The organism is Streptomyces sp. NPDC033270 (assembly GCF_055576575.1).
The window spans coordinates 134,909-158,825 of the sequence record NZ_JBVIRA010000016.1; the positions used below are offsets into that span (position 1 = coordinate 134,909).

23 protein-coding genes are annotated in these 23,917 nt (G+C 72.8%); 6 read left to right on the plus strand and 17 right to left on the minus strand.

Annotated features, from left to right (window positions below):
• The first annotated feature begins 23 nt into the window (after positions 1 to 23).
• Complete coding sequence (locus tag ACZ5XZ_RS22690) at positions 24 to 926, plus strand: GNAT family N-acetyltransferase (protein WP_468980772.1); 903 nt, start codon at positions 24 to 26, stop codon at positions 924 to 926.
• Between the two features lie 351 nt (positions 927 to 1,277).
• On the plus strand, positions 1,278 to 1,763 hold the full coding sequence (locus ACZ5XZ_RS22695) for a hypothetical protein (protein ID WP_468980774.1): 486 nt from the start codon (positions 1,278 to 1,280) through the stop codon (positions 1,761 to 1,763).
• Between the two features lie 298 nt (positions 1,764 to 2,061).
• Here ACZ5XZ_RS22695 and ACZ5XZ_RS22700 read toward each other — a convergent pair whose 3' ends face one another.
• The 6 genes from ACZ5XZ_RS22700 to ACZ5XZ_RS22725 form a co-directional block, all read right to left on the minus strand.
• Positions 2,062 to 3,297 carry an HTTM domain-containing protein gene (locus tag ACZ5XZ_RS22700; protein ID WP_468980777.1) on the minus strand — a complete coding sequence of 412 codons (1,236 nt, stop codon included), beginning with the start codon at positions 3,295 to 3,297 and terminating at the stop codon, positions 2,062 to 2,064.
• A complete protein-coding gene (locus ACZ5XZ_RS22705) occupies positions 3,294 to 4,013 on the minus strand; it encodes a DUF5819 family protein (RefSeq protein ID WP_468980780.1) in 720 nt (239 codons plus the stop codon). The genes ACZ5XZ_RS22700 and ACZ5XZ_RS22705 overlap by 4 nt, the downstream gene beginning before the upstream one ends.
• 152 nt (positions 4,014 to 4,165) lie before the next feature.
• Positions 4,166 to 4,936: an AfsR/SARP family transcriptional regulator gene (locus ACZ5XZ_RS22710; protein ID WP_468980782.1), complete on the minus strand. Its 771-nt coding sequence runs from the start codon at positions 4,934 to 4,936 to the stop codon at positions 4,166 to 4,168.
• Between the two features lie 252 nt (positions 4,937 to 5,188).
• Positions 5,189 to 5,875, minus strand: a complete 687-nt coding sequence (locus ACZ5XZ_RS22715; RefSeq protein WP_468980785.1) for a hypothetical protein — start codon at positions 5,873 to 5,875, stop codon at positions 5,189 to 5,191.
• Complete coding sequence (locus ACZ5XZ_RS22720; protein WP_468980786.1) at positions 5,811 to 6,710, minus strand: GNAT family N-acetyltransferase; 900 nt, start codon at positions 6,708 to 6,710, stop codon at positions 5,811 to 5,813. Before ACZ5XZ_RS22720 ends, ACZ5XZ_RS22715 begins: the two co-directional genes overlap by 65 nt.
• Before the next feature lie 16 nt (positions 6,711 to 6,726).
• Positions 6,727 to 7,602, minus strand: a complete 876-nt coding sequence (locus ACZ5XZ_RS22725) for a glycosyltransferase family 2 protein (protein WP_468980789.1) — start codon at positions 7,600 to 7,602, stop codon at positions 6,727 to 6,729.
• 282 nt (positions 7,603 to 7,884) lie between these two features.
• Between ACZ5XZ_RS22725 and ACZ5XZ_RS22730 the strand changes: the two genes are divergently transcribed.
• The 3 genes from ACZ5XZ_RS22730 (at position 7,885) to ACZ5XZ_RS22740 (ending at position 9,610) form a co-directional block, all read left to right on the plus strand.
• Entirely contained in the window at positions 7,885 to 8,247 is a 363-nt protein-coding gene (locus ACZ5XZ_RS22730) for a cupin domain-containing protein (RefSeq protein ID WP_468980791.1), read from the plus strand.
• 362 nt (positions 8,248 to 8,609) lie between these two features.
• On the plus strand, positions 8,610 to 9,002 hold the full coding sequence (gene trxA, locus ACZ5XZ_RS22735; RefSeq protein WP_468980792.1) for a thioredoxin: 393 nt from the start codon (positions 8,610 to 8,612) through the stop codon (positions 9,000 to 9,002).
• Between the two features lie 11 nt (positions 9,003 to 9,013).
• Positions 9,014 to 9,610 (plus strand): histidine phosphatase family protein, encoded by a 597-nt coding sequence (locus ACZ5XZ_RS22740; protein WP_468980795.1) that lies wholly within the window; start codon positions 9,014 to 9,016, stop codon positions 9,608 to 9,610.
• A 6-nt stretch (positions 9,611 to 9,616) separates the two neighbouring features.
• Here the strand turns inward: ACZ5XZ_RS22740 and mreB are convergent, their stop codons facing one another.
• From mreB to pgfA, 11 genes are all read right to left on the minus strand, one after another.
• Positions 9,617 to 10,648 carry a rod shape-determining protein MreB gene (mreB, locus tag ACZ5XZ_RS22745; protein ID WP_468980796.1) on the minus strand — a complete coding sequence of 344 codons (1,032 nt, stop codon included), beginning with the start codon at positions 10,646 to 10,648 and terminating at the stop codon, positions 9,617 to 9,619.
• A 193-nt stretch (positions 10,649 to 10,841) separates the two neighbouring features.
• Positions 10,842 to 11,450: a hypothetical protein gene (locus ACZ5XZ_RS22750; RefSeq protein ID WP_468980799.1), complete on the minus strand. Its 609-nt coding sequence runs from the start codon at positions 11,448 to 11,450 to the stop codon at positions 10,842 to 10,844.
• A complete protein-coding gene (locus ACZ5XZ_RS22755) occupies positions 11,434 to 12,243 on the minus strand; it encodes an FkbM family methyltransferase (protein ID WP_468980802.1) in 810 nt (269 codons plus the stop codon). The genes ACZ5XZ_RS22750 and ACZ5XZ_RS22755 overlap by 17 nt, the downstream gene beginning before the upstream one ends.
• Positions 12,240 to 12,464, minus strand: coding sequence for a Trm112 family protein (locus ACZ5XZ_RS22760; RefSeq protein ID WP_468980804.1), 225 nt, complete (start codon positions 12,462 to 12,464; stop codon positions 12,240 to 12,242). The genes ACZ5XZ_RS22755 and ACZ5XZ_RS22760 overlap by 4 nt, the downstream gene beginning before the upstream one ends.
• Positions 12,461 to 13,501, minus strand: a complete 1,041-nt coding sequence (locus ACZ5XZ_RS22765) for a DMT family transporter (RefSeq protein WP_468980806.1) — start codon at positions 13,499 to 13,501, stop codon at positions 12,461 to 12,463. Before ACZ5XZ_RS22765 ends, ACZ5XZ_RS22760 begins: the two co-directional genes overlap by 4 nt.
• 63 nt (positions 13,502 to 13,564) lie before the next feature.
• A complete protein-coding gene (locus ACZ5XZ_RS22770) occupies positions 13,565 to 14,350 on the minus strand; it encodes a class I SAM-dependent methyltransferase (RefSeq protein ID WP_468980808.1) in 786 nt (261 codons plus the stop codon).
• A complete protein-coding gene (locus ACZ5XZ_RS22775) occupies positions 14,347 to 15,867 on the minus strand; it encodes a condensation protein (protein WP_468980811.1) in 1,521 nt (506 codons plus the stop codon). Before ACZ5XZ_RS22775 ends, ACZ5XZ_RS22770 begins: the two co-directional genes overlap by 4 nt.
• Positions 15,864 to 20,381, minus strand: coding sequence for an alpha-(1->3)-arabinofuranosyltransferase domain-containing protein (locus tag ACZ5XZ_RS22780; RefSeq protein WP_468980814.1), 4,518 nt, complete (start codon positions 20,379 to 20,381; stop codon positions 15,864 to 15,866). Before ACZ5XZ_RS22780 ends, ACZ5XZ_RS22775 begins: the two co-directional genes overlap by 4 nt.
• A complete protein-coding gene (locus ACZ5XZ_RS22785) occupies positions 20,378 to 21,103 on the minus strand; it encodes a class I SAM-dependent methyltransferase (protein ID WP_468980815.1) in 726 nt (241 codons plus the stop codon). The genes ACZ5XZ_RS22780 and ACZ5XZ_RS22785 overlap by 4 nt, the downstream gene beginning before the upstream one ends.
• A gap of 7 nt (positions 21,104 to 21,110) precedes the next feature.
• Complete coding sequence (locus ACZ5XZ_RS22790; protein ID WP_468980817.1) at positions 21,111 to 22,268, minus strand: glycosyltransferase family 4 protein; 1,158 nt, start codon at positions 22,266 to 22,268, stop codon at positions 21,111 to 21,113.
• A gap of 169 nt (positions 22,269 to 22,437) precedes the next feature.
• Positions 22,438 to 23,445, minus strand: a complete 1,008-nt coding sequence (gene pgfA / locus ACZ5XZ_RS22795) for a cell envelope lipid trafficking protein PgfA (protein WP_468980819.1) — start codon at positions 23,443 to 23,445, stop codon at positions 22,438 to 22,440.
• A 297-nt stretch (positions 23,446 to 23,742) separates the two neighbouring features.
• Between pgfA and ACZ5XZ_RS22800 the strand changes: the two genes are divergently transcribed.
• Positions 23,743 to 23,889, plus strand: a complete 147-nt coding sequence (locus tag ACZ5XZ_RS22800; protein ID WP_384427149.1) for a hypothetical protein — start codon at positions 23,743 to 23,745, stop codon at positions 23,887 to 23,889.
• Positions 23,890 to 23,917 lie beyond the last annotated feature (28 nt).

A 23,917-nucleotide genomic window follows, 5' to 3' on the forward strand; every position in this document is an offset into this window, starting at 1 on the left:
TCTCCCGAAGGATCGCTTCACCCATGACTGAACTGGTCATCCGTCCGCTCACCGCGGGCGAGACTCCCCTCTTCGCCTCCCTGCCCGACCCGGGCATCGTCGGCCGCGCCGTCCTCGGCGACACCTACGGCATGATCGCCGACGGCGGCCAGTACCGGCCCGAATGGACCTGGGTCGCGCTGCGCGACGGTGTCGTCGTCGCCCGGGCGGCCTGGTGGGCCAAGCCCGGCGACGAAAAGCCCATCGCCCTCGACTGGTTCGACTTCACCGACGCCGAGGCCGCCGTCCAACTGCTGCGCACCGCACCCCTTCACGCCGAGTACAGCCTGCTGCTGCCGCCCGCCTGGCGCGAGCAGCCGGACGTGCGGGCCGCGGCCGAGGCCCGGATGGCCGCGGCGCAGGCGGCCGGCCTGCGGAAGCTGGTCGAGCGCTACCGCTACACCTGGACCTCCGCCTGCCCGCTTCCCGAGCGCACCGGGCGCCTGGAGTACCGGCCGGAGCCGGACGACGACGTCATCCGGGGCGTGCTGCGCCGTATCCAGGAGGGCTCCTTGGACGCCCACGACCTGCACGAGATCGCGGAGTACGGCAGGGACGGGGCCGTCGAGGAACTCCTCGGCATCCTCACCTGGATGCCCTCCCCGCGGGACTGGTGGCGCCTGGCCTACACCCCGGCCGGCGAAGTGGCGGGCATCCACGTCCCCGCCCGCAACCCGTCGGGCCCCTGCATCGGATTCATCGGCGTCCTCCCCGAGCAGCGCGGCCACGGCTACGCCTACGACCTGCTGGTGGAGTGCACACAGGACCTGGTGGCGCGGGGCGCGACGCGCATCGCGGCCGCCACCGACCAGGGCAACTTCCCGATGGCAGCGCATTTCGCGACGGCGGGGTACCCGGTCAGCGAGGAGCGCATCGACTTCGTCTGACCGTCCGCGGCGGATCGCCGCCGACAGTCCGCCCGGAGCCGGCGGCCGGGCAGCAACGCGCCGGCAGGGCCGCTCCGGGCGGAGGCAGGGCCCAGAACGACGGAGCCGTCACGCGAGGGTCACGCCGGCTCGACGCCGCGGTCATGGCCGCCCTCCCACGCTGGAGGTATCTATGGCTTCAAGAGAAGAGGAGGCGCAGTGATGACAAGCATCCGCAAGCGTCTTCCGCACGTGGTCGGGGCGTCAGTCATGGCGGCTGCGCTCGCCGGAACAATGGGGGTGATAGGGACGACGGGCGCTGAAACAGCGACTGCGAAAGCTCCGACCCGATCGACACAGGAGGCGCCGGCAGTGCCTGACGTCCTGTGTGTCAGCAAGGTCACCGGCAAGATCATCAATGTCGCTCCGGGCTCGGTCAGGCTGCTGTGCGTCCCCGGCAGGGGCGGCGGCGGGGGCGGCGGCGGAGGCGGCGGTGGTGGCGGCGGGGTGAGCACCACCACGACGACCGGCTCCAGCACCACCACCGGTGCCAGCACCACCACCGGCGCCACCACCACCGGCGCCCAGACGACCACCGGCGCCCAGACCACCACCAGCTCCCAGACGACCACCGGCGCCCAGTCCACCACCGTTTCCCAGACCACCACCGGCGGCGCAACCGGAGGCACCACCACCACTACCGCCGGCGGAACCGGCGGCACCACCGGCGGCGCAGCCGGAGGCTCCAGCACCACATCCGGTGGCGGCACCACCACCACTACCGGCGGCCCCGCCGCTCCGGCCGCTCCCGCTGCTCCGGCTGCACCCGCTGCTCCGGCCGCTCCGGCTGCTCCCTGAGCGAATGGCGCCGGCACAGGAGGCCAGGCCGACAACGATCGAGGCAGGCCACGCGATCGGCAGAGCTCTCGGCTCATGCTGAGGGGCGGAAACGCAGTCCTTCTACCCGGGAGCCCTGTTCACCGTCCGCGTCCGCGGGACGGCGGATCCGGGCTCCCCGTCATCCCTCCGGCGGTTCGTGCCACCACGGTCCGATTCCGCCGGAGGACCGCCTCCGTCGGCGCCTACGGTCCGTTGGACGCGTACGGTCCGTCGGGCTCGTACGGCCGGCCGGTCCGTCGGCTTCCTGCACGGCGCGTCAGGTGGTCACGCGCCGTTCCTCGTCACGGCTGCCCGGGCTCTTGCTCCGCCGTAGTGGTGCCGTGACGCGTTCCCACGCGGCCGCAATCCTCCCCCCGCCCCATCGCAGGACGTTCGTCGGCAGGAAGACCATGTCGGAGGCGATCATCGCCAGCGAGAAGAACGGCAGGCCGCAGATCACCGCGATGGTCGCGTGTTCGCTGATCAAGATCACGAGCAGCACGTTCTTCACGCGGCGATGGAGCAGGGTGAAGGGGAAGGCGACCTGCGCGATCACGGTGCCGTAGCTGATCAGCGTGACCATGATGGAGCGGCTGTCGAGCATCTGGGACAGAGCGGTCCACGGGCTGAAGTAGGCCAGGTTGAGCGGGAAGTGCAGGGCGCTGCCGTCCTGCCAGCGGGCTCCCTGGATCTTGTACCAGCCGGCCGTGGCGTAGAGCAGGCACACCTGGGCGGCGATCACCAGCATCGCCGCGTTGTGGACGAGATTGGCGACGACATCCAGCAGCGCCCCGGGGTCCGGGGAACGACGCCGCCCTGCCCAGAACCACAGGGCCTGGATCAACCACCATCCCCAGAAGATCAGTACCCAGCCCCAGGGGAGTGCGGCGAATCCCGTCACTTGGGCGAGGGCGAGGCCCGCGCCGCAGAGGCTCCACAGCGCCACGCTCACCCGATCGCAGCCGTCCCGGCTCAGCCGCCCCCGCGAACGCTCCCGCCGTCGGGCGTCCAGCGACCACACCTGCCCGCACCGCGTGAGCACCAAATAGCTCGCCATCAGGTGGATGAGGGTGTCGCCGCCGTCGCCCAGCAGCATGCTGCGGTTCATCAGCGACAACACCCCGACCATGAACAGCATCGACATCGTGCGGGTGTGCCACCCCAGGAGCAGCAGCAGACTCGCGGCGATCGTCCCGTGGTAGACCACTTCGAACCACAGCCTGTGGTTCGACCACAGCAGGACCGTGAACGCGTGGTTCGAGGCGATCAGGCGCTGGGCCAGGTCGAATCCCCACGGGTTGGTGGTGCCGTACAGCTCCAGCCGGTACGGCCACTCGCGGAGGAGGTAGAGCGCGAAGGTCAGGGCGAAGCCGATCCGGACGACCGCGGCCTGGTACGGCGCCAGTGCCGCACTCGTGATCTTGTTCAGGCCCTTGGCGATCGCCGCGTCGAGCCTGGTGCCCATGTCCTTGAAGGGGGAGGGCGTCTGGGCGATGTCCTTCTCGACGCTCACGAGAACTCCTTCTCGGAGACCGGCCACCAGGGAAGTACCTGGTAGGTCTTCTCGGTGCTCCCGCGGTCGCTGCTCCACTTGGGCGGGATGATCGGGGTGTACGACGCGTACATCTGCACCTTGACCACCCGACCGCCGTCGATCCGCGGCCCGAGCCGGTGAGCCCCGATCCGGTTCACGAAGGCCGCGGAGAGTTCGCCGCGCAGGCCGAGCGCCCGCCCCTTGGCGTCGTGTGTCCGGTTGTAGAAGTCCCAGGCCTGTCGCAGCAGGTTCTGGTGCGCGTGACTGGGCACGGGATTGTGCCTGATCTCGCGGATGTCCTGGGCGGTCAGCGCCAGCCAGCCCGTCGTACGCCGCGAGCCGTCGGGGAACGCGATCTCGGCGCGCGCGTGCACGGCGATGTTGGACTGGAGCGGGTTCGGGGCGAACAACTGCCAGTTCTGATCGAACTCCGGGTAGACGTAGCCCTTGATCAGCCCGCTGTACTCCTTGCTGATGGCGTTCGTCGGGGCGACGAACAGGAACACCAGAACCAGGTGGAGCGTGACACCGATCGTGAGCGCCCCGACGGCCGCCATGATCACGATCCGCGACAGCAGCGACCAGGACCCGTTCGGCGCCGGCGGCAACGCGCGGACGACGGTGGACCGTCCGGGCGCCGCGCCTTCGTCGGCGCCGTCCGCGCCTGTCTCGTCCGAGGCCCCGCGTGGCTCCACGATGCTCCCCCGATCACGGGTCCCGAACACTCAGCACATTCGCTGACGGATCACCTGGTCATCCAGCGCATTACCGCCACCAGATCAGAATAAATACACACATTGCTGCGCATACTTGCTGTTGAGCTGAATGACTGAGGGCGGTCCGGTGGTCACCAACCGGGGTACGGCCGCTGTAGCCCGTCCACCAGGTGGCGCAGCCGCCGTGTGGGACGGAGTCCGAGCTCGTCGTGGAGGCGGTGCTCGTAGCGTGCGAAGTCGTCCAGCGCCTCGGACAGGTTGCCTTCCGCCAGGTGGGCGCGGATCAGCGACGCCTGGCTGCTCTCCCGCAGCGGATTCGCCTGTACGGCCGCGTGGGCGGCCGCCACCGCCCCGGCGAACTGCTTCGTGGCGATGAATGCTCCCGCCAGGGACTCGAGTGCGTGGATGCGGAGCTGCTGCCACCGCTCTGCCTCCTGCAATGCCCAGTCGTCGTACCAGCCGGGCAGCAGGTCGCGGGAGAGCTGATCGACGGTCGCCGCATTCAGATGGAGCGCTTCGGCCGGGACGCCGGGGTCGAGGATGCGCTGGGCCAGTGACCGCGCGAGGTACAGGTCGACGCTGACGTCCCGCGCGAGACGTACGTCGGTGGTGCTGACCTCCAGGGCTCTCCTGCCGGTGCTGCACAGACGCGACAACGCCGACCGCAGGTTCGCGTAGGCGCTCTGCTCGCTTGCTTCCGGCCAGAGACTCCCGGCGATCAGAGACCGAGCGGAAGCCGTACGGCCATGGAGCGCGATGAACGCCAGGAGTCGCTTCGAACCGACGGAGACCAGTACCGGCACATCGCCGACCAGGAGATCGAAACCACCGAGAAGGGCTATCCGCGCGGCCGGCCAGTGATTCGCGTGCGGTCCGGAGAGTATGAGCGCGTCCGGGCTCATGACCGTTGATCGCGGAGCGGCCCGTCTACTTGGCGTACACCCCACCGGCCGCGCCGACGTTGCCTGAGGTTCGAAATCACCTGTGCACCTCCCACCAATTTCATGTTGCTCCGCTCGCGGTGGGTTGTCGAATTGTTCGACATTGGTGAGATATTTTCCCTCGGGCGGTGCGTCGTCGAGGCGAATGGGGCTTACCCTATGGGCCACCATCGGCATGGTGGCCGGATATGCGCCTGACTCCCGACAGGCAGGTCAACCGCTCTCGAGGCGGCCCAGCATGAGCGAGAGGGCGTTGACCGCCTCGTCACGGGTCTTCTCCTGCGTCTCGGACCCGCCGCGGGTCGCGTACGCCTGCAATACGAACTGCCCTTTGCTGGCCGTGAGGAGCGTATAGTAACCGTCTGCCTTTTGGCCGTCTGAAGCGACAGTGTCGTGGCCCTCCTCGGCCACCAAATCATCAAAACCCTTCGCGTCGGGAACTTCTACCTCGTGGACGTTTTCGACCCGCGCCTTACTTCCGGCAACACTCTGTGTTGGGCATCGCTGCAAAGGCTCGCGCCGCCGGGCAACGGCACGCTTGGCTGAATCCGCTCCCTTGTAGGTGGTGACTGTAGATTGAGCAAACGCCGCGTCATCTGATTCTTTGGCGTTGCGAATGAGGATATCGAGTGCGGCAGTCGGCGATTCCAACGTGATTTTGCAGTCTTGGTCGACAACCGCCCAATACCGGTCGGTATTCTCGTATGGAGAGTCTCGAACAAATGAGCCCCCCCAGTCCTTGGGTGTCAGCGCCACGCGTTTCGCGAGATCGCGAGCCGCTGTGGAGGAGCTGACGCTCGGAACCTTGGAGGAGTCGCCCGAAGGCTCACCTCCGTCATCGCCGCCGATGAACGCGAAGAAGGAGATCGCCGCCACCACCACCACGACGGCAACGCCCACACCGATGAGTACCGGCGCAACGCGCCGCCGGGGCTGCTGAGGGGGTGGGGGAGGCGGCGGAGTGGGCGCCGGCTCCCCGTGCAGGGGGCCGCTGGGAGGGCCGGTCGGCGGTTGGGAGCTCACAATGCGTGCTGTACCACCCGCGGCCGGGATGTCCCACCGCCGTGCCGACGTTCACCCGACTACCAGAGCTTGTCGATGTCGCCCGGGTGCAGGGCGATGCGGGTGTGGTGGAACGCGGCGTGGCTCCGGCGGGCCTCGGGGAGAAGAAGGCCGCCATGGTGACCTTGTCGAATCCGGGGCGGTCGCTGGGGAAGGGGGCCTGCGGTGTTCCTCCTACGAGGACCGTTGCGGGCAACGGGTGCCAGCCTGCGCTCTCGTAGAAGCCCTGCAAGGGGCGGTCGCAGGTGAAGATCCCCAGGTCCAGGTCCAGGTCCAGGTTCGGGGCTGGGAGGGGATTCGGGGGCGGGAGCGGATTCGGGAACGAGGGCGAGCCGGCCATGGTTTCGCGGGCGGCGGTCACCAGGCGGCGGCCGTGGCCCCGGCCGCGGACGGCGCGGCGGGTCACCACGGTGCTCAGCCCGCCGGCCCGATAGCGGCGGCCGGCGTGCACGATCGGCTTGGAGAGGATGTCCAGGGCCGCCAGCACCGTGCCGTTGTCCACCAGCAGCATCGAGACGGGGTGCAGCGCGGGGTCGTGGTGGGGCCGGTCGCCGTCGTCGGCCGTCGCGCCGGCCGGAGCGCCGGCCGGGGGCCACGCCTCGTCATGGAGCGCGCGCACCTGTCGGCGGAGCTCGGGCGGGGTCGCGGCTTCGGGGAAGGCGAGGAGCTGCATCAGGTGGCCCCCGCCCTCAGATGACCGGCGGGCGGCCGAGCCGCGTCATCCGCCACACCGTGCGCCAGCGGATCGGCCGGCGCCGTCCGCAGGGCGTCCGTACCCCTTCGGCGAAGCCGGCGGCCCAGGCGCGCATGCCTGCCACCGAGCGGCTGCGTACGGCCGTCAGCGCCGCCCATACGCCCAGGTAGAGCGGCACCAGGACCGCGGGCAGATGACGCTTCGCCAGCCATACGCGGTTCCTGGCGACCATGCGGTGGTAGACCGCGTGCCGGGTGGGCGAGGTGTAGGGGTGCTGGAGCACGAGCTCCGGGGCGTAGCGGATGTGCCAGCCGTCGTCCAGGGCCCGCCAGGCCAGGTCGGTCTCCTCGTGCGCGTAGAAGAAGTCGTCGGGCCAGCCGCCGATGCGGTCCAGCATCGGTACGGACAGCGAGTGCCCGCCGCCGAGGAACGTCGTCACCAGGCCGCCGCGCTGCGGGTCGCCGGCCCGCAGGCGCGGGACGTGGCGGCGCTGGGTGCGGCCGAGCTCGTCGGCGATGCGGAAGCTCACGATGCCCAACTCCGGGTCGTCCCCGTGGAGTTCGGCGAGTCGGCTGAAGACGTCCGGGCTGATCAGCAGGCCGTCGTCGTCCAGGTCGACCACCACGTCCAGGTCCCCGAGCTTGCGCAGTTCGTCCAGGGCGACGTTTCTGCCTCCGGAGACGCCCAGGTTCTCGCTCAGCTCCACACCGATCGCGCCGTGCGGCAGCGGCGGCAGCGGCGAGCCGTTCCCGACGACGACGATATGGGCCGGCTGGAGGTCCTGCTTGGCGACCGAATCCAGCAGCGCGGTCAGCTCGGCGGGACGGTTTCCCATGGTCAAGATGGCGACGCCTAGGCGCAGATGACGCACAGAAGGATGCTCCGTTCTTGGCGGGCTTGCCCGGTTGTTTCGGATGCTAGCCCTCGGGGTACGCGGCTGCGCGCCACCGCACCCGTAGGGCGACATCCCCGTCGGGTACCGGTGAGTACGCACGCACGCACGTACACGCGGACGTACACGCGCACGTACGCACGTCCGTCCTTCGCCCGGGGCAGGGGGAGGGGGCCGCTCGAAGTGGCCGTCGGTCCCGCGGCGGGCGCACCATGGAAGGGACGGGGGAACGACCGGTGGGGGTGGCGGGAGGTAGCCCTCATGATGGAGATCAAGACGATCGACAAGCCGGACGAGCGGCGTGACTTTCCCAGGGGTCACCTCGAAGCCGTGCACCTGACCGGGCTGGACTTCGCCGTGGCCACCTTTGAACCGGGCTGGCGCTGGACGGAGTCGGTCGGCCCGATCGCCGGGACCGACAGCTGCGAGGTCCACCACAACGGCGTGATGGTCCAGGGGCGTATGCGCATCAGGATGAACGACGGCGCGGAGTCCGAGGTGGGGCCCGGCGATGTCTTCGTCTGTCCGCCCGGCCATGACGCCTGGGTCGTCGGCGACGAACAGGTCATCGTGTACGACTTCGCGGGCGGGATGGCGACGGAGTACGCCAAGGCCAAGGATTAGCCGGTGGCCGGTGGCCGGTGGCCGGTGGCTGTGGCCGGTGGCCGGTGGCTGTGGCCGGCAGCCGGGGCGGCTTGCTGAGACCGCGACGGAGCGATGAGGAGGACCGCAGGGCGGCGTGCCCGCACATGGTCCCGGGAGCCGGTCCCGGGACCTTGTGGTGTGCGGATGCCGCCTTGTGGTGTGCGGGGTGTCCGTACCGGTGCGACGTGTGTTTCCCCACGTCGATCGGGATGTCTAGGAACGCGTTCGGTGGGCAGGGGAGCCGGACGGTCCGGCATGCGGAATACGGCACGGGTTGATCCTGTTGCCGCTGCCGGAGACCGAATGGACATCGTCGACAGACCGGAAGCAGGGACGTACGCATGAGCACGGTTGAGCTCACCAAGGAAAACTTCGACGAAATCGTCTCCGGCAACGATTTCGTCCTGATCGACTTCTGGGCCGAGTGGTGCGGTCCCTGCAAGCAGTTCGGCCCGATCTTCGAGCAGACCTCGGAGAAGCACGACGACCTGGTCTTCGCCAAGGTCGACACGGAGGCCCAGCCGGAGCTGGCGCAGGCCTTCCAGATCCAGTCCATTCCGACGGTCATGATCGTGCGGCAGAACATCGCGGTGTTCGCGCAGCCGGGCGCGCTGCCGGCGGAGGCCCTGGAGGACGTCATCGGCCAGGCCCGCGCGCTGGACATGGACGAGGTCCGGGCCTCGGTCGACGAGGCCCAGGAGAGCGCGCAGGCGCAGGGCGGGTCGGGCCAGTAGGCTCGGGCCCCGTGAGCGAGCTACTTCTGGTCCGGCACGGCGAGACCGAGTGGAGCCGGAACGGCCGGCACACCGGCCGGACCGATCTGCCGCTGACCGCCCATGGCGAGGAGCAGGCCCGTGCGCTGCGGCCGCTGCTGTCGGGCCGGAAGATCGCGCAGGTCTACGCCAGCCCGATGGTGCGGGCACTGCGCACCGCCGAGCTGGCGGGCCTCGCCCGTCCGCAGATCGATCCCGACCTGCGGGAATGGGACTACGGCGGCTACGAGGGCATCACCACCGCCGAGATCCATCGCGAGCGGCCCGGCTGGTATCTGTTCTCCGACGGTGTCGCCCCCGGCCCCGACGAGTATCCGGGGGAGTCCCCCGAGCAGGTCGGCGCGCGTGCCGACCGGGTGCTGGCCCGGATCGCGCCGCAGCTCCGGGCCGACCAGGGAGATGTGGCGCTGGTGGCGCATGCGCACTTCCTGCGGGTACTGGCCGCGCGCAGGCTAGGTCTGCCGGCCGCGGCGGGTGGACTGTTCACCTTCGAGACCGGGACCGTCGGCGTTCTGGGAACGGAGCACGACCGCCCCGCGGTGGTGGCCTGGAACGCCAGGAGTCTGTGAACGGCGCTACGGCGCCATCGGGTCGAGGTGCAGGGGCTGGACCTTGCCCTCGATCATGGCGCCGAGTCCCATGACGGCGCAGGTGTCCGGTCGGTCCGCGGTGTGCACCGGCATGCTGGTGGCCTGATGGATCATCGGCTCCAGACCGGGGATCAGGGCGCTGCCGCCGGCGAGCATGATGCCGCGCTCGCCGAGGTCGGCCACCAGATCCGGCGGGCAGCGCCGCAGTACGGCTCCGATGCCGTCGAGGATCGCCGTCAGCGGGGTGATGATGGCGTCCCGTACCCGCTCGGTGTCGACATGCACGGAGCGTGCCATTCCGCTGACCACGTCCCGGCCGTGCACCTCGGTGGAGCCGGGGGTGAGCCCGTCACCACCGGACAGGATCAGATGCAGCGGGCGCACGGCCTGGCTCGCCAGCATCAGTTCATGGTGCTGCCGCAGATGTTGGATGACGGCGTGGTCGATGGCGTTGCCGCCCACCGGCACGCTCTCCGCGGCCACGATGGAGCCCAGTGACAGCACCGCGACCTGTGTGGTGCCCGCACCACACATCACGATCATGGTCGCCTCCGGCTGCTCCACCGGGAGCCCGGAGCCGACGGCGGCGGCGACCAGGGTGTCGACCAGCTCGACCCGGCGCGCGCCGAGTCCGGTCAGCGTCTCCACGGCCGCCCGCTGGGCCAGCGGCTCGCTGCCGTACGGGAGGCAGACCGCGGCCCGCATCGTGGGGCGGCGCCGCCAGGTCTTGCGCAGCCCGTTGCCGACCAGGGTGCGCAGCAGTCGCTGGGCCATGTCGATATCGACGACGGTGCCGCCGGCGATCGGGCGGACCACACGGATGTGGTCGGGGGTGCGGCCGTCCATCAACTCGGCTTGCTCGCCGACGGCCAGCAACGCCCCGGTACGGGTGTTGATGGCGGCGACGCTCGGTTCATCGACGACCAGCCCCTGGTTCTTGACGTACACCCTGGTCCGGGCCGCGCCGAGGTCGACGGCGGCCGAGCAGCGCCGCAATTGGGCGAGGCTGATGGTCATGGGTGATTCCTCCCCGGTGGGCCGGTATGGACGGAGCGCTCACAGGGCCCGTTCGCACGGACCGCTCATGCGCCATCCTCTGATCGCCCACAGGGGGTCGCCCGCTGGGAGGGTCCGGTCGGGGGACGGGAAGGGGCGGGCTACGGCGAACGGGTGAGCGGAGCCGGGGCGGTGGCGCACCGGCGGCCGGGGCTCAGTCGACGCGGCGCTGGTAGAGCCCCCAGGTGAATTCCGTGACGATGTTCCGCGGGGTGCCGTCGGGGCCCGGAGCCGTGCAGGCCAGCCGCCAGCGGGTGGGGGCGCTGCCCTCCATCGGGCGGGCTGGGGCGAAGGCGCGTGCGACCTCGTCGACGGTGCAGGACCAGGGGGCCAGGTCCGCGGTCGTCCGCAACTCGGGAGACGGGGCCCCGGGCGCCCGGACCAGCCAGGCGTTCCAGACGGTGCCCCGGGCCGCGGTGAGGACCTCGAACCGCAGGTCGGGCCAGAGGGGGACCGGCCAGGTCAGGGCCTCGCAGGTCAGGTCGCCGATCCGGCGGGGGGTGACGGTCTGCGGGGCGCCCAGCAGCGCGCGGTAGGGCTGGACGCCGCCCGCCCGCGGGGTGTGCATCCGCGCCTGCCAGCGGCGGTTGGCCTCCCGCATCTCGGCGCGGGAGACGTCCAGTGCCCGCAGCGCGTCCTCGACCATGCCGGGGTGGTGGTCGGCCATCCGCCGCAGCAGTACGAGCTGGAAGGCGATGGGTCCTGGCAGGTCAGAGGGGGTGCCGGGGCCGGTGGGCGGGTCATTGTCAGTGGTGGGGCTCATGATGGACATGGTCGTGGACGGTGGGGGTTTCGGGGGGTCCGGGGCGGTCGCCGTCGGGGAGGAAGAGCACGGAGTTCACATAGCGGCGGTGCGGTGCGAGGGAGCGGCGCAGCAGGCCGTGTTCGGCGACGTGGGAGGTGCGGGACTGATGGGCCGGCAGATCGAAGTCGGCCAGTGGCAGCCAGTGGTCGTGCGGCAGGACCCAGCCGCGATAGCCATGGGCCGCCGTCCAGTCGAGGACGGGCGCGAGCGGCTGGATGCGGCTCTCCAGCTCGACGAACAGCGCCGGCCGGTCACGCTCGACGGTGTCGGCCGCGCCGCGCAGCACCGCCAGCTCCGCACCGTCCACATCCACCTTGATCAGGGTGACGGACGCCAACCCGAGCGCGTCCAGGGGGAGGCAGGGGACGTCGAGGGTGGCGGCGTGCAGCTCGCGGCGTACGAGCGAGGAGACCCCGCGGTCGCCGCGGCCGTCCGGGGGGAGCCAGAGGGTGGCGCAGCCGGCGTGGTCGGTGGCCGCCGCGGAGACCACGTCGACATGAGGCGGTGTGACGGAAGCGATCAGGCGGGCCAGATGGGGGACGGGCTCGAGGGTGACGACCCGGTCGGCCCGCCGGGCCAGCCGCCGGGTCCAGGGGCCGTACCACCCACCCACATCGACGGCCGTGCCGCCCGGTGGGCAGAAGTCGGCGAGCCGCCGCAGCTCCGGCTCGAAGCGCGGATAGAGCCCGCCCGCCAGAGCCGACACCAGCCGGGCGGGCAGCCGGGGCCCCAGCCGCGCGGCGAGCGTCACGACGGCGCCCCCTGCTCCGTGAGGCGGCGCAGCAGACGGTCGTGCTCGGCGTCGGTGACCTGTTCCCCGGAGGAGGGGAGGAGCTGGGGAATGCCGTCGAGGATCGGATAGCGGCGGCGTAGCCGGGGGTTGTAGAGGATGCCGTCGGGGGCGACGAGGGACAGCGGGCCCTTGTCGAGCGGGCAGACGAGGATCTGCAGCAGCGGGTCATCGGGCTTCATGGCTCAACTCCGTTGGCCGGTGGGCGGGGTGGGGTGGTGGGGACGTGAGGTGGCGGGCCGGGGGTGTCGTGACCAGGTCCGTCGGGGGTGTCATGACCAGGAATGGTGGTGGTGTCGTGACCAGGCATGGCGGTGGTGTCGTGCGGGGGCCCGGCAGGGGTGTCATGGCGCGGCAGTGCGAGCAGGACGGTGACGGCGACGGCGGTGCCGCCCAGCCGCAGGGCGAGTCGCAGCGGATCGGCGGGTAGCGGCTCACCGAACGCCACGGTGCCGCAGGCGACGGTGAAGACGCAGGTGACGGTGGTGCAGACGGGGACGATCACGGAGGCGCGGCAGCGCTGCAGCGCGGTCTGGGACAGGACCAGACCGGTGGCTCCGGTGAAGAGCAGGAGGTAGGGGTAGGGCGAGCGGAGGAGCTGGGCGGCGGCGCCCGCGATGTCGTCGGTGGTCAGCAGGCCGGAGACGCCCTTGATGGCCAGTGAGCTGACCCCGTAGAGCAGGCCGACGGCCACCCCGTAGGGGACGCCGGCGGTCGGCAGCCGGTGGCGGCGCATGGCGCGCCGTTCGGCCGAGCGGTAGAGCAGCAGCCCGGCGGCCAGCGAGGGCACGGCGATGGTGAGCAGCGTCGCGGGCGGTGCGGTGCGGGCGATGGCGCGGGCGTCCTCGCCCTGGAGGGAGGCGACGACCAGGACGAGCGCGATCAGGATCGCCACGATGCTCTGCCGCTCCCGGCCGCTGGTCCGCTCGCCCAGGACGACCGAGGAGAGGAGCAGCAGCAGGACCAGACCCGACACGAAGATGCCCTGGGCGGCGGCGAGGGGCAGGGTCCGGTAGACGGCGAGCTGGGCGGCGAATCCGGCGGCCAGCGCGAGTGAGCCGCCGAGCCACAGCGGACTGGACAGGAGGTGGCCGACGACCCGGGCGGGGCGGCGGGTGCTCAGCGCCGGCAGCGTGGCCAGCGCGCGCTTCTCCAGCACGAAGCCGGTGCTGTACAGGACATTGGCGAGCAGCGCGGACGCCACGCCCCACCACAGCATCGCGTTACCTCCTTCGTCGAGGGCCCCCGCGGGTCTTGGTGAGGTGTCCGGCGGTTGGGTCGGTCAGGGGCCGCTTCGGCGGGCGTGGGCGAGCAGGATGGAGGCCAGGGACGGCACATGGCAGGCGGCCCGGTCGAGCGGGCGCAGGGGGCGCGGCACATCGTGGTACGGGGCGCCGGTGATGCGTACGGCCTCGAAGCCGGAGGCCGCCAGGAAGCCGCGCAGCGCACGGGCGGTGTAGAGGCGCAGATGGCCGACGACCTGGCTGCCCGGCCGACCGTGGATCTGACGCATGCTCACCTCCGAGAAGACCGGCTGGACTCCGGCCAGCAGCAGTCCGCGGTTGTACCAGGCGGCGAGATTGGGGGTGGAGAGCATGAGGTGACCGCCGGGGCGCAGCACCCGGCGCAGCTCGTCCAGGGCGGCATCGGGATCGACGAGATGCTCGATGACCTCGCTGAAGAGGACGGCGTCGGCGGAGCCGGTCGCGAACGGCAGGCCGCCGTCGGTCAGTTCGCCGCGTACGACGGAGGGGATGCGGGACCGGGCGCGGCGCAGTGCGTCCTGGGACCAGTCGACGCCGATGAGCCGGTGGCCCGCGAGGACCTCGGCGGCGGTGGCCGCGGCGGAGCCGTCGCCGCAGCCGAGGTCCAGGACGGTGGCGGGTGGCGCGCCGGAGCGTACGGGGCCCAGGGCGCGGGCCAGCAGCCGCGCCTGCCGCCGGCTGCGGGCGGCGCCGGACGCCACCGGCACGGCCGGGTTCTCGTAGAAGTCCCGCAGCCCGGTGGGGGGCGCGGTCGGGCCGGTTCCCAAGGCGCCGCTGGGGCGGGGGGCGGCGGGCCGGATCATCGGTCGCGTCCTTCGGTCGGGGCGGCGGGGGGTGGGGGCGGCTGTCCAGGGGGCGGGGGAGCGGCGGGATCCGGCCAGGCGGTGGCGGCCAGCGAGGAGCGGAAGAGGGCGCCGAGCCGGGCGCCGGCCGGATCGTCCAGCAGGGCGTGCGACCAGCGCAGCGCGAGCTGGATGCGGCCGCCGACGGAGACGGTGGTGACGGTGAGCCCGCGCGGCATCCGTGCCGGGGCGGAGAACCACACCGCGGTCGGGCGGCCGGCGTCACCGAAGTCCAGCGGATAGGGGATACGGCCGATGTTGGACAGGAGCGTGGTGGAGGTCCAGGGCGCGGCGGCGCCGCGCAGTGCGCGGGTGGCGGCGCCGCGCAGTCCGACGGGCAGCACGGGAGCGGTCAGCACCGCCCCGGAGAGCCCGAGTTGGGGGCCGGGGGGCGCCGACTTGAGGGCGCGGGTGCGGGCCGCCGTACGTCGCAGCAGCCGGGCCACCGCGTCCGGGTCGGGGGGATCGGCGGTCAGCAGCTCGGCGTCCCGCCGCTCCTCGGGGCCGAAGCCGACCGAGACCAGCCGGGTGCCGTTGCCGATGGGCATCCCGATGTCGCGCGGCCGGTCGTCGACGGGCATGGTGACGACGACGGGAGCGGTGCGGCCGGCATGCAGCCGGTTCCAGCGGGCCACCATCAGGCAGGTGGCGACGAGGAGTTGGTCGTTCACGGTGTACGGGGCCCGCCCGTCCACCCGGGGCGGACGGGCCGGCACCGGCAGCTCGGTGATGAGCATGCTGTTGCTGTTGTTCTCGTCCTCGTCCTCGTCCTCGTTCTTGGTGTTGGTGTCGGGGGCGACCCGGGCCGGGCGGGAGAAGCGGGGCCCGGTGCTCCCCGGGTCGATCTCGTCATCCGGATGCTCCGTCCCGGGGCCGGTGGCCCGTACGGGCGGCGGTGCCGGGGAGTTGTCGGCGCCGCCGTAGAGCTCGGCCGCGGTGGCCAGTACCCGGAGGCAGGCCGGGCCGTCCAGGGCGGTGTGGTTGATGGTGAGCAGCAGCACCGTGCCGTCGGCCGTCGCGGTCCCCTGTCGCCCGACGATCTCCAGCCGTACGGGCGGCGAGGAATCCAGGGGCGGGCAGTGGGAGAGCGCGCGTTCCCGGGCGTGGCGGAGGGCGTCGGGCCCCGGTGGTGCGACGGTGACCGGGTCCACGTCCGGGGCGGCGGTGAGCTGCCACAGATAGCGGCGGTGCCACCAGCGGGCCGGCTCCTGGCGCATGAGGATGCGCGGGTGCCGGGCGAGCGCCTGCTGGAAGGCGGTGCGCAGCCGCGGGGGGTCGATCCGGCCGGGGAGGTGCACCTCGATGTGCACGGTCTCCGGCTCGTCGTCCTCCAGGCAGTGCCGGGAGACCTCGTCGACGAGCGGGAACGGGACGCGGGCGACGGTGGGTTGGCGGGCCGGGCGCGGCCCGGACGAGGAGACCGACGAGGCGGACGACGAGGAGGGTGGCGGCGCGGCGGCCGGCTGTAGTGCGGTCATCGTGCGGTGTCCTCCCCGCTGCCCTTCCCGTTGTCCCCCCGGTTGCCCTCCCCGTCGCCACCTGGTGGCACGGGCGGCGGCCCCGGCGGTGTGGGCGGCCGGCCCGGCCGGCGCCGCTCGGCCCAGCGCGGACCGTCACCCCGGGCCCGCCCCCGGGCCACGATGGGGCGACCGATGGCCGCCGCACCGGGCTCGTTCGCGGTGTTCGCGGAGCGCCCGGTGTCCGCGGAGCGCCCGGTGTTCACGGAGCGCGCGGTGTACGCACCGCCCCGCGGCCGCCGCGGCAACGGTGGCGGCGGCGAATCCGGCGGCGCGTCCGCTCCCGCCCCGCCCGGCGCCCCGCCCCGCGGCCGGGTCGCCGTCGCTGCCGGCTCCGACTCCGCCACCCCCGTCGGTACGGTCACCACCCCCGCCGCCAGCCCCAGCAACGCCAGCCCCTGCGCGAGGCCGCTGAAGGCGCCCTGGTCCGTGGCGACGGGCTTGCCCGCGCCGAGTGCCGCGACGGCCCCGGCGGCCGCCATCGCCGCCAGCGCGAGCGGGACGAGCAACCGCGGCCGGAAGCGGGCCAGTAGCGCCAGGAGCGGCACGATCACCGCGTACGGCCCGGAGGCGATGGCCACCACCGCGGTGAGGGCGACGACCCCCAGCACCCATGAGGGGGCGGGCGGCGGCGGGACGTCGGGACGCGGGGTGCGGGGCGTGCGGCGGATCAGGGCGGACAGGACGAGCAGCGCCACACCCAGCGCTCCGCCGACCAGCCCCAGGTCGTAGGCGGTGGCCGGGCCGTAGGACAGCTCGATGGTGCCGCCCGCCCCGGCCGGTACGAGGAAGGCCTGCTGCCAGCCGTCCACCCGCAGCGGCGTCAGCCGCCGTCCGTGGAGGGTGGCCTGCCAGCCGTCGTTGGCGTTCTCGTACATCTGGAGGTAGACGGCCTGACCGGAGCCGACGGAGACGGTGCGGCGATCCCCCGACCAGTCCTCGGCGGCGACCCTGCGGGCCGGGGCCGCCGGCTCCGTGCCGCGCGTGTCCCCCCTCCGCAGCGTGACATCCGTCAGCGCCAGCGGACCCTGGTCGCCGGCCTCCACCCGGTGGCGGCCCGGCGGCAGTTCGAGTCGCCCGTCCTTGGCCGGCCCGGCGCACAACTCCACGTCGATCGGGCGGCGTTCGGTCAGGTCGCGGACGTGGCCGGAGGCCCTGGTGGCGTGCAGTACGCCGTCGACGGCGAGCATCGGGCCCTGGCCGCAGCCGACCGTGAAGCGGGTGCCGGCGGCGGGCCGCGGGGTGCGGTAGGCGTCGAGTGCCGGCAGGTAGACCTCGCTGAGGCCGACCGGGAGTTGCAGGGCCTGGCCGGCGACCGGGTTGTGGATCGTCAGCTCCTTGACCTTGCTGATGGTGATGTCGAGGCGGTCGGTGGTGATCGCCTCGAAGCGCGCCTGGCCGTTCTCGTCGACGCCCGCGGTGGCCGCCCCGTCCGGTGAGTTGATCAGGATCTGCTCCGGACGGGTGGAGATGCCGCCGGCCGCGGCCAGCACGATCTGGTCGATCTTCTTCTTGCCGGGCCAGCGCAGATGCAGCGTCGGCCGGTCACCGGCGATCCAGGCGGTGGTCAGATCGCCGTCGACGAGGTTGCGGGGGCTGAGCGACTGCCCGAAGCCGAAGCTGGTGGAGTCGGCGGTGGCGGTGATCCGGTCCTTCTGCTCCGGCGCGACCCGGTCCAGCAGCCGGTCGAGTTCGGTGCCGGGGACGGCCAGCGCCTTGCCGGAGATGTCGTAGGCGCCGCGGTGCCCGGTACGGAACTCGCGGTGCAGCCCGACCTCGGCGGACACGGGCGACAGGCCGCCCGGATCGCTGCCGCGGTGCAGCGAGACGGTTTCGGCGGGCGCGTCGGAGTCCCGGGCGTCGGTGGGGAGTTGCAGCAGCCGGGTGACCTGGACACCGGGGACGGCGATCTCGGCGAATCCGGCGCCGGAGAGGCCGGCGCGCGGGGTCTGCGAGCCCAGGATCGTCACCTTCAGCCACTTCGCCGTCCCGGCCGGGGCCCTGACCTGCTGGGGGGTTCCGTCGGGGCGCAGCGCGGAGTCGGCGCGGCCGCGGTCGGTCTGGATCCGTACGGACGTCGGGGCGGCGCGCAGCCCGTCGCCGGGCAGCGGAGTGAGGGTCAGCGCGGCGGGGACGGCGGTCGGCCGGGTGAAGGCGATCTCGACCCACTGGCCGACGGGGTCGCCGGCGCTGCCCTCGGCCCAGGCGGTGTCCGGGTTGCCGTCGAAGGCGTTGACCGGGTCGTACTGCGGCAGGTGGAAGAGCCAGTTGCCGCTGGTGGAGGCGGTGACCGAGGACGCGCCGCGGAGGTGGGCGGTGGTCTGGTGGTCGATCCCGGTGGTCGGCAGGATCTGCCGGGGCGGCCGGCCGGGGTCCTGCACGCTGTCGGGATGGTTCCGCTCGTCGGCCGTGTAGGTGTAGGAGGTGTTGCTGTTGACCAGCCCGAAGCGGGTGTCGGCGCGGCGTAGTCCGTCGGCGGTCAGCTGGAGCGGCGGGGTGCCGAGGCCGGGGTGGTTCTCGCCGGTCAGCACGGTGGCCCGGTTGCGCAGGGCGGGGTCGGCGGAGAGCTGCAGGAGCGCTTCGGGGCCGCCGCTGAGCTGGGCGGTGTCCGCGACGGGCCGGGCGGCGACACGGCCGGGCTCGGGGGTGTTCTCGGGCTGGTAGATCTCGACGGCGCGCTGGCGCGGATACAGGCCCTGGATCTGCAGCGGGGCCTCGGCGGGGATCCGGCCGCCGGTGGTCAGCGGGCCGAAGGCGGCCACCTTGCGGTAGCCGGAGGCCTCCAGGGTCCGTTTGACGGTCTGCGGGGGGACGTAGCCGATCTGGTCGGGGTCGAGATCGTTGCGTACCACCACGTCGTGCAGTCCGGCCCGGCCCAGGTAGTCGCGCAGGCCCGGAACCCGGGCGCCGGTCAGCAGCGCCTGTTCGACGGCGTCCAGGGCCCGGCGGGCGCCCGGGGTGCCGAACGGGACGAAGTCGCGCTGTGTCCAGGGGGAGGTAGCGAGCACGTCGAGGGGCTCGTCGATGGGGGAGCCCCAGGTGTAGATGCCGTGCGCGGTGGCGGGCACGACCAGGGCGCGGCTGTGCGGGGTGTGGGTCCGCAGCCAGCCGGCGGTCCGCTCCCAGTAGGCGGGCAGCTTGGTGAAGGGGCCCGGCTGGAGGACGGTGCCGGTCAGGAAGGGCAGCGCGAGGGCGGGCAGGACCAGCAGCGCGGTCAGTTGGGGCAGGCGGTGGCGGCCCGGGACGCGGCGGGTGCCGCGGCGCTCGGCGGCGACGGCGAGCAGATGCGCCAGCCCGAGGGTGAGTGCCAGGGCCAGGCCCGGGGTGAACTTGTAGATGTTGCGGAACGGGCGCAGCCAGCCGTTCAGCCAGTCCTGCCACAGCTCGTGCAGGGGGCCGCCGAGCGCTCCGCCGTATCCGGCCAGCGCGATCAGCGTCACGGCCAATACGGTCAGCAGGAGCCAGCGCCGTTCGGGCAGGTCGCGGCGGGCCAGGCCGGCCAGGCCGAGCGCCGCGGCCAGCGCCGAGCCGAGTACCGCGAAGGCGTTGGCCGTCATGGTCCAGCCGGCGGGCAGCCAGGGCTCGCCGAAGTTGAGGTAGCCGACCCAGTTGCCGGCGCCGCGCAGCAGTTCGGTGGCGGACATGGTGCCGGTGGTGGTGTCGGCCTGCTCGATGAACGGCATGAAGTTCTCGCCGTGGATGCCGAGCAGCAGCAGCGGCACCACCCACCAGGCGGTGGCCAGTACGACACCGGGCAGCCACCAGGCCAGCAGCCGGGTCCGGCGCGGCCCCGTACGCGAGAGCAGATACAGGCCGGCGGGCAGCAGCGCGGCCAGCGTCGAGGCCGCGTTGACGCCGCCCATGAAGGGGATCAGCAGCGCCGAGCGGGTCGCCGCGATACGGGCGCTCACCTGAGGGTTGGTCAGCGGCAGCAGCACCCAGGGCAGCAGCGCGCCCGGGAGGGCGGCGGCGGAGGTGGAGCCGATGACGAGGGTGAAGGTGGGCCACAGCGCGTAGCAGGCCGCCGCGAGCAGCCGCGTCGGCGGGCTGCCGAAGCGCAGCCGTTCGGCCAGCCGCAGCGCGCCCCAGAACGCGGCCGTGACGATCAGCGACATCCACAGCCGCTCCGCCAGCCAGACCGGGAGGTGGGCGAGGTCGGTCAGGCCGTAGTAGGGGAGCGTGGGGAAGGCGTAGCCGAAGTACTGGTCGGCGATGCCGCCGAAGCCCGCCCGGTCGTGCCACAGCTGCCCGAGGTCGCCGAGGAACTTCCAGGGGTCGGCGGTGACGCCCAGTTTGGTCTCGAACGTCATCTTCCCCGGCGAGGGCGTCAGGAAGCCGGCCAGGGCGGCCGCCCAGAAGGCCAGTAACCAGCGTCTGCTGCGGGGCCCGCCGGGCGGTGGGGCACACGTGGTGTCGGTCCTGCCGCCGGTGTCGGGCGTTCCCGGGGACGGGGAGGGCCGCAGGGTCTGGGTCATGGCAACCGCCGGAGGATGAGGAGGAGGTTCCAGGTGGCGACCTCCCGGACGCCCGGGAGGCGGGGGATGGCCTCGGCGAGGAACGGCGCGTAGCGGGACCGCGCGGTGACGATCGCGACGTCGTCGCGGGCCCGTACCTGCCGCAGGGTGCGCCCGACGTGCACGGCGAAGAGGTTGACGCCCAGGGTGTGCTTGGCGTCCCGGCCGGTGCGCCGCCGGTAGCGCCTGCGGGCCCGTTCGGCGCCCAGGTAGTGCCAGGGCGCGGTCTCGTGGCCGCCCCAGGGGGAGAGCCAGTTGGTGAAGGCCACGTAGATCAGCCCGCCGGGGCGGGTGACCCGGGCCATCTCGCTGAGGAAGGTCTGCGGGTCGGCGACGTGCTCCAGGACGTTGGAGGAGAAGCAGATGTCGGCGGCGCCGTCGGCGAGCGGCAGCAGGTAGCCGTCGGCGACCACCGCCGCCTCGGGCCTGCGGCCGCGGGCGGTCAGCTCCGCCGGGTCGGGCTCGAAGAGGTAGCCGTGGGCGCCGCGGCGCCGGAACTCCTCGGTGAAGTGGCCGGCGCCGCCGCCGACGTCGGCGACCACCGCGCCCTTGAGCGGCGCATGGCGTTCGACCTGGTCGGCGGCGTCGCGGGCGAGCAGCCGGTAGCAGTGCTCGGGTGCGGTCTGCTCCTGGAGGAAGGCGCGGAAGAGGGCGTAGGACCTGCGCAGCGAGGGGTCGCGCACCGCGGCCTCACCGCCTGGGGGGCGCGTCGAGGACGGCTTCGGCGGCGACCGCGCGGAAGCTGCGGACGGTATGGCTCCATCGGAAGCGGTCGGCGCGTTGTCGTGCGGCGTCGCCCAGTGCCTCGCGGCGCCGGGCGCTGAGCGCGAGGGTGCACCAGTGCGCGGCGAACGAGCTCTCGCCGCGGGCCAGCAGGCCGGTGGCCCCGTCCTCGACGGAGTCCCGCAGGCCGGGGATGTCGAAGCCGACGGTGGGGGTGCGGCGGGCGGCGGCCTCCATGACCACCAGGCCCCAGCCCTCGACGAGCGAGGGGTGCAGCAACAGCCAGGCGGAGCAGAGCAGTTCGTGCTTGCGCTGCTCGGAGACGTGGCCGGTGAAGGTGACGCCGGGGCCGGCCGCCGCGGTCAGCCGTGCCCGCTCCGGCCCGTCACCGACGATCACCAGGTGGCCGCCGGTCACCGGCCGGACCCGCTCCCACAGCCGCAGCAGCAGATCGATCCGCTTGTACTCCACCAGCCGCCCCATGGCCAGGAACAGCGGCTCCGGGGCCTTGGGGGCCAGCGCGCCCGGCTCCTCCACGCCGTTGTGGACGAGCCGGATCCGGCCGGGGTCCACGCCGAGGCCGCGCAGTGCGGACGCGGTCGATCCGGAGACCGCGACCATCAGGTTGCGGTGGTGGGTGGCGGCCAGCGCCCAGTGCTCCAGACGGCGGCCGAGCCGGGCGGCCGGCGCCGGGTAGCGCAGCCGCCACAGATCGGTGTGGACGTGGTTGACCAGGCACAGGGTCGGGCCGCGGTGCCACAGCGGCGCGAGATAGGGCATGCCGTTGCAGACCTCGACCAGCAGATCGCAGGCGCCGGCGCGGCGGGCCAACTGGCGGGGCGCGCGCAGGAAGTGGCCGGCGTCGCCGCCCGCGGACACCACCCGGTAGTCCCGTGCGGCCGCGGGCCCGCCGCACAGCAGGGTCACCTCGTGGCCGTGCGCGGTCAGTCCCGCGGCGATCCGGTCCACCAGGAGTTCGGAGCCGCCGGCGGCGGGGTTGCCCAGATCGCGGCGGGCGAGGAAGACGATCCGGCGGGGGAGCGGGGGCCGGCCGGCGGCGGGGGGACCGCCGGCCGGCGGTGCGGAGGGTACCGGGGGCGGGGAGGGGCGTACGTACGGGGGCATGTGCGATCCAACTCGTCTCAGGGTGCGGTACCGGCGGTGGGGGGACGTACTGCGTACTGAGTCGTGCGGGGCCGTGCTGCGTCGTGGGGTGGACAGTTTTCGCCCGGCCGGTGCGCCGCGGCTACTCACCGGGGTGACAAAAACGGGCCCGAACCTGACTGACGCCTCATCACTTCGCTCCGGGGCCGGACCGCCGGCCGCGCGCCACCCACCCCGCCCCGGCCACCGCCAGCACCCCGCCCGCCACCGCGGCCCCCACCGGCAGCGTCCGGCCGACCAGCGCCAGCTTGTCGCTGTCCGCCTTCGCCAGCCGCACCTGCGCGCGCTGCGTCGCCGGGGTGAACTGCAGCTGCCGGCCGCGCAGCAGGGTCACCGCGTCGCGCCGGGAGCCGGGCGCCCGCAGGGTCTTGAGCGGGGAGATCGCGGCATGGATGATCCGGCCGGTGCGCTGCTCGACGACCACCTCGATGCCGGAGTTGGCGTACCACTCCTCGGCCTGGATCTGGCCCTGTCCGCCGCGTCCGACCAGCCGCCCGGGGACCTGCCGGCTGCCGGTCCTGGTCGGCGGCACCGTCCCGGTGAAGCGGTAGCCCGCATAGCCCTGGATGTGCCGGGTGCCGGCGTAGCGGAGCGGGACGGCCGCGCCCAGGGTGTTGTCCCACCAGCGGTAGCTCTTCTTCTGCACGTCGGAGGGGAATTTGAGGTACGCGTCGCCGTCGAAGCGGGTCGGGGCCTCGGCGCAGCAGTGCACCGGCGCATTGCTGTGCCGGTCGGTGACCCAGCGCTCGGTGGTCCACTGGAACGCCTTGCGCGGATCCTTCAGCGGCAGCGTCCGGGGGGTGTCGACCGTGGTGGAGACGTCCCACACGGCCCGCCCGCTGCGCTCGCTCGCCGCGACATCGCCCAGGACGTGCCGGGTGATGGTGATCTTCTGCCGGTTCCTGGTGCGCAGCGCGGCGGTGTCGAAGTAGCTGCCGGTGCCGGTGAAGACGGTGGTGGCATCGACGTCGATCGGGGTGACCTTGGCCCGTGGCTCGACGTACCAGGCCAGCAGGGGGGCCAGGACCAGCAGGAAGACGCCGAGTCCGAGGACGGCCAGGGACAGCGGCGATGCGGTGCGGACGGCGGCGGGGGTGGGCGTGGCGGAGGGGGTGGCGGGCTTGCCGGATGCGGGCATACGAGCACTCCTGGAAGCGGTGGGGGATCACGCTCTGGTGCACGTGCGGGGCGCCGTGGCCGGTCCGGTGCGTTCGCTCCCGGCGGCCCCGGGCGTCATGGGCCGGGAACGTAAGCGAACTCTTGACAGGGAGTCAATGCCCTTCCACACTCGGCAGGCACCACGAGTGAAGTGGTGCCGCGCTGTGGGACGCGGCGCCGAGCCGGCCTTGATCCGTCGCACCCCGGGCCGTGCGTGTGCCGTACCAGCCTCGACGGGGACCTGAGGTCCCCGGCGTCGACGAAGGGCCGCCGCGCCATGCACCGAACGCTCGCTGCCGTACTGACCGCTCTGGCCGCCGCCGCACTGGCCGTCGGCGTCGCGCTCGGCATCGTCGCGGCGCTGGGCGCCACCCCCGAGCAGCCGAACGTGCCGCTGGTGACCTTCGGCCGGACCGGCGAGTAGGCGGGGCCGGCGTGCGAAGGAGGTCCCG